The 5,177-nt window shown below is 56.6% G+C and carries 8 protein-coding genes and 1 pseudogene; 8 read left to right on the plus strand and 1 reads right to left on the minus strand.

Going from position 1 to position 5,177, the window contains the following annotated elements; all coding sequences use genetic code 11:
- A partial coding sequence (locus FGX59_RS35835) for a helix-turn-helix domain-containing protein (RefSeq protein WP_171060693.1) occupies nucleotides 1-340 on the minus strand: 340 nt, incomplete at its 3' end.
- 810 nt (nucleotides 341-1,150) lie between these two features.
- Between FGX59_RS35835 and FGX59_RS35840 the strand changes: the two genes are divergently transcribed.
- The 8 genes and pseudogenes from FGX59_RS35840 to FGX59_RS39975 form a co-directional block, all read left to right on the plus strand.
- Nucleotides 1,151-2,461 carry a flagellar hook-length control protein FliK gene (locus FGX59_RS35840; RefSeq protein WP_138473343.1) on the plus strand — a complete coding sequence of 437 codons (1,311 nt, stop codon included), beginning with the start codon at nucleotides 1,151-1,153 and terminating at the stop codon, nucleotides 2,459-2,461.
- A 3-nt stretch (nucleotides 2,462-2,464) separates the two neighbouring features.
- On the plus strand, nucleotides 2,465-2,725 hold the full coding sequence (locus FGX59_RS35845) for a flagellar hook capping FlgD N-terminal domain-containing protein (protein ID WP_240722871.1): 261 nt from the start codon (nucleotides 2,465-2,467) through the stop codon (nucleotides 2,723-2,725).
- Between the two features lie 123 nt (nucleotides 2,726-2,848).
- A pseudogene (locus FGX59_RS35850) lies at nucleotides 2,849-2,956 on the plus strand (IS5/IS1182 family transposase); the annotation flags it as partial.
- Nucleotides 2,957-3,117: 161 nt separating this feature from the next.
- On the plus strand, nucleotides 3,118-3,501 hold the full coding sequence (locus FGX59_RS35855) for a transposase (RefSeq protein WP_138473344.1): 384 nt from the start codon (nucleotides 3,118-3,120) through the stop codon (nucleotides 3,499-3,501).
- On the plus strand, nucleotides 3,498-3,848 hold the full coding sequence (tnpB, locus tag FGX59_RS35860) for an IS66 family insertion sequence element accessory protein TnpB (RefSeq protein ID WP_138473345.1): 351 nt from the start codon (nucleotides 3,498-3,500) through the stop codon (nucleotides 3,846-3,848). The genes FGX59_RS35855 and tnpB overlap by 4 nt, the downstream gene beginning before the upstream one ends.
- 54 nt (nucleotides 3,849-3,902) lie before the next feature.
- Entirely contained in the window at nucleotides 3,903-4,286 is a 384-nt protein-coding gene (locus FGX59_RS39965) for a hypothetical protein (protein WP_370296493.1), read from the plus strand.
- A 267-nt stretch (nucleotides 4,287-4,553) separates the two neighbouring features.
- Nucleotides 4,554-4,757 (plus strand): transposase, encoded by a 204-nt coding sequence (locus tag FGX59_RS39970; protein ID WP_370296495.1) that lies wholly within the window; start codon nucleotides 4,554-4,556, stop codon nucleotides 4,755-4,757.
- Nucleotides 4,758-4,936: 179 nt separating this feature from the next.
- The coding region (locus FGX59_RS39975; protein ID WP_370296496.1) for a transposase at nucleotides 4,937-5,177 on the plus strand (241 nt) is incomplete at its 3' end.

The following is a 5,177-nucleotide window of genomic DNA, read 5'->3' on the forward strand; positions in this document are numbered from 1 at the left end:
TCGACCAGTGTGTCGCGTCCCGGGGCGTGCTTTCCAGCGTCCTCTTGATGACCTCCGCCACCTGTTCGTCCGAAACCGTGCGTGGACGGCCTTCACGGTATTCATCGGAAAGCCCCTCGAGCCTCTGCTCCGCAAAGCGGCGGCGCCATTTGCCCACCGTGTGCTGGCTGTGGCCGAGTGAGGCGGCGATCTCCTTGTTGGACATCCCTTCGGCGCATCGCAGGACGATGCGGCAGCGGTCCGAAAGTGATCGGGCCGCCTTGTGCCTGCGAAGCTGGGATTCGAGGAATGAGCGTTCCTCGTCGCTGAGATCAATTGGAACAGCAACACGGCCACCCATCACATCCTCCCGCATCAGGCAGAATAATGATACAAACTTTAGTTCCAGGTGACTAGGCCGCGTTGATAAAAGGGAAAAAAGTAACTCCATCGTTCCGTAAATTTTGCAGCAAGCGAATTCAGAGCAACCTGTTAAAAATACTTGAAACATCATTCATCGCGCGACGTTTCCAATGCCCAGAATTCTGCGAATTCAAAAATTTTCTTACTTCCTCTATTTCCGATATTCTGGCTCGAGATTTCCTAACCCCCTCAATTGCGGCCTTCCAAAGACCCGCATTTTTCGCAAAATTCTCACTTGCATTTTCCAATTCACGACAGTCAGCAGGCAAAGCATGTAGGTCCTTCAGCAGACTTTCGATCCTGCCCCCCAACCGAATACACTCGTCCATCCTTCCGCTCTTTAGGTATCTTCGCTGGGCGTAACATGCCGTGATCGCTTCCTTTATGCACTCGCTACCCGTCTTTCTCAATTGCCAACCCTCCGCCTGCCGCGACGATTGACAAGGTGAAGATCCGGAAGGGAGTAAAAAAAGCACCTGCAACAGTTCATAACAGCTCCCTCAGCGCCATTTTGTCCGAGGACGCCTCCCCAGGCCATCTCACATCTTCATTCATAAAAATCACTATCATTTCATCATCAGGACATCCGGCTTCAAACGATGAAATTCCGCACACGGAAAGAACACCATAGGAAAGTGGTAACATTGCATTCATTTTTTTCTACTATACCTCAAAGTAACAATACACCCCTTAGATAAACAATTCACTTCCAACACAGAAGTCGAATATTAATTCAAAGCGAGAAAAAATGCAGCCCTTTTCGTTTGTGCCCCCGCCGCTTCAATCAAAAGATCAGTCAAAAATTCCTGCAGAGATGAGCCGCGCGCCTTCTCAAAAAGTTGAACCCGCAGAAAATAGAGCGAGCGCAAACATACATCAACCCGCATTCTCGATTGACCCAGACCCAGACCCAGACCCAGACCCAGTCAAAGAATTTATCTTCTTTACATTGGAAACCCGCCACGAAGCCGAGCCGCATCCGACCGAACTAGAGCCCGCGAAAACACCAAACGAAGATGGCACCCAAAGCCTCAACACCATAGAGGAATCCCCTTCGCCGGATAAAACGACAGGTGGCGAAGAAGTTGAAAAATCAGACGAAATTGAGCACGAATTTGACGCTCAAACACAAACAACTTCCGAAATTATATTTCACTTAGATCAAAAGTCCGATCCCGAGGGGCGAGCTGAAATCAGAAACTTTGACACACGCGCCAGAATTGAGGCCGGATCATCCTCTCATTTCTACGGAGAAATTGGAATAAATTCGACAAAAGCACCATGCGTCTCTCCCTTGACACATGACGAACTTCCGCTATCTGAAACAAAAAGTGAGAATCAAAAATTAAATGTCTTGCGAGAATTCAAGGGTAGTAAAAACCGGCACACACAAGAAATCACAACCCACACCGACAACCATGAACCGACCCACAACAATTCTCGAATAATAAGTGGATTATCAATCGAAGAAAATATTAACAGCACTCCGACCTCACTTGACGAAGAGGCGATCTCCACAGTTCATCCTCGACAAAAACATATCCATGTCAGTAGCCTGGAGTCAGTTCTCGAATTGGTAGACGAATTGTCGAAAAATGACCACCCCCTAAACACAAAAACCTCCACCAACAATGAAATAGATCGGAGCGACACAACGAACCGGGCAATGCAGGAACATAGCATTTCCAAACAGATCGCCTCATCAATAAAAGAAAACTCAACCTCATCTCACGACATAAACCTGGATCCTCCGGAGCTTGGAAAACTAAGAATTACCATAGATACGAGAGACGGAAATACTCACATAAGCTTTTCAGTCGAGAAGTACGACACTTCCATACTTATAAGGAGAAATCTTTTAGATCTTGAAAGAAGCCTCCTAGAGGTTGGAGGAAATGCACTGAGTTTTTCATTCTCCGACGGCGACAAAAATAGAGACTCTGCCCCAAATCAGAGCTGCAGAAATGAGATTGAGAAGAGCACGCCGAAGCCATCTAGCATGGATCCTCTCGAACCTTCAGTGAAAATTCCATCCGATACAATCGATGTCAGGATATAGAAGTTGCCCCTCATCGAAACCCCACCTTCCGCTCCGACCACCACAACTCAGAACTCTACAGAACCAAAATCTGCAAACACAGATACCAACTCTGACTTTGATACTTTCATCAAAATACTGACATCACAGATAAAGAATCAGGATCCGGCAAACCCTTTAGACAGCACAGAGCTTGCTACACAACTGGCAACATTTTCCGGGGTAGAGCAGCAGGTTCTTACAAACAAGATCCTCCAGAACATTTTCGATGAACTATCAGAATAACGTCACCTCACAGGAGGAAACAGTCAGCAATCATAGGCCGCATTGACGAAAAGGAACCACAGGCAAGGGCCCCTGTGATTCAAGATCACCGTTACGAAGGAGGTGATCTTGGCGCGCAATCTGATGTCCGATTCGGAATGGCGGTTCTTCGAGCATTTCATCGCCGCCGTCCGTGCCCCGAACGGGCGCAAGCCAGTTGATCATCGCCTTGTTCTGGCTGGCATATTCTGGTGGCGTTGTTGCGCAAATCCAGGGGGATTCATCTCGTGAATCCAGCATGCTAGCTGTGCGGCATGAGCAGACCTCCGTAAGCGAAGCCTGGCCCCCACCTGTTTGTGAGGCTGCGGTTCTGAGATCTCATTTCCTGCAACGAGCAGGGAGTGACTTTCTCAATGAGCGCATATTTTGAGGTTCTCACGAACGAGCGCGGGACGCAGCGCAGGAACCGGAAGTGGCCGGACGAGCTCAAGGCGGAGATCGTGGCCGAGACTCTGCGCCCGGGCGCGACAGTGAACGAGGTTGCTGCCCGGCACCGGCTGCAGGCGAACCAGGTTTCGGCCTGGCGGCGGATGACGCGGGACGGCAGGCTGGTTCTTCCAGCACCTGACGACGCGATCGAGTTCGTGTCGCTCATGGTGGCGCCGCCGGAAACGCCTGCGGACACCGGGCCGATTGCAGGTTGCAGCGTCGAGATCGCCGTCGGCGCGGTGACGGTGCGGCTCGAGCCCGGCGCGTCGGCCGAGCGGATCGCCTCCCTGGTGCGGGCGCTGGCATGATCCCCTCCGACCGGGTGCGGATCCTCGTGGCCACGAAGCCCGTGGATTTCCGCAAGGGCCATGACGGCCTGGCCGCGCTGGTGCAGTCGGCCCTGAAGGAGGACCCGTTCGCGGGAGCCGTCTTCGTCTTCCGTTCGAAGCGGGCTGACAGGCTGAAGATCCTGTTCTGGGACGGCACTGGATTGGTGATGGCCTACAAGCGGCTGGAGGAGACGACCTTCACCTGGCCGCCGGTGAGCGACGGGGTGATGTCGCTGAACCGGGCGCAGTTCGAGGCGCTCTTCGCCGGGCTGGACTGGCGCAAGGTGAAGGCGCTCGAAGCCAGGCGTCCATCCGCGGCGGAATGACTCTCGCCGCAGTTTTGGCACTGGCAGCGGGGCATCCCGGGCTATGCTGCCGACATGTCCGACGCCGCCGATCTCGACCTGTCCGTCCTGCCACCGGAGTACCGGGCGGCCTTCGAGGTATTGCGGGCGCAGGCAGCCCGGGTGGCCGAGTTGGAGGAGATCACCCGCCGCCAGGAGAGCCTGATCGCCGAGATGAACCAGGCGCTCTACGGGAAGAAGTCGGAGAAGCTCTCGGAGGACGAGCGGCAGCTGGCCTTCGAAGAACGAGGCCATGTCCGCCATTGGTCCGAGGACAATGGCCGAGTGAGACGGCGGTCGCCGAGCTCGAAGCGCAGAAGGTGGCGCAGGCCGATGACGGCGCGGGCGGGCGCCGCAGGAGTCCCTCCGCGAAGCGCAACCGCGGCAACCTTCCGGCCGATCTGCCCCGGATCGAGGTGACCATCGAGCCCGCGAGCCTGGACTGCCCCTGCGGCTGCGGGCAGCTGCACAAGATCGGCGAGGACCGGACGGAGCGCCTCGACGCTCGACGGCCAGACAGTCCCCCGGACTGTCTGGTCCTCCGCCTCACTCCCCGCGCAGTTCCGCGTCATCGTCACGATCCGCCCCCGCTATGCCTGCCGGGTCTGCACCGACGGCGTCACCCAGGCTCCGGCGCCTGCGCATCTGATCGAGGGCGGGCTGCCCACCGAGGCGCTGATCGCCCATGTGCTGGTCGGCAAGTACGCGGACCGCCTGCCATTATATCGGCAGAGCCAGATCTTCGCCCGCTCGGGTCTGTCCATCGACCGCAGCACGCTCGCGGACTGGGTCGGCACGGCGTTCTCCGGGGCTTTCGCCGTGCCCCCGGCACGACGGTCCCCTGCGAACTCAATCTCGGTTCCGTCGTCGACCGGCTGGCCGAGCATCTGAAGGCCTCGACCAAGCTGTTCATGGAGTTCGCAGGGAACCGTGGCCGCAGTGCGGCCGCGAAAGTCCCGGAGAACGCGGCGGCGCCGGTGCTCGATCCCGGCAGGGGCAGGACCAAGACGGGATATCTCTGAGCGCTCGCCCGCGACGATCGTGCCTGGGGCGGGGACGACCCGCCCGGCGTGGTCTGTTTCTACGCCCCCGGCCGCGGCGGCGAGCATGCCGAAACTTTCCTGACCGGCTTCGACGGCGTCCTGCAGCTCCCCTCTCGGCGATTGCAAGCAATCGCCTGCCGGGCAACGGACGGATATCCAGGCTACAGCCGCCTGACCCGCCCGTCCCGAAAGGGCGGCGCCCCGGTCACGGTCGCCCATTGCTGGGCGCACGCGCGGCGCAAGCTGCGGGAAATCTTCGACCGCGACG

The sequence above is a fragment of the Poseidonocella sp. HB161398 genome (assembly GCF_005870025.1).
Taxonomy (GTDB): Bacteria; Pseudomonadota; Alphaproteobacteria; order Rhodobacterales; family Rhodobacteraceae; genus Mangrovicoccus.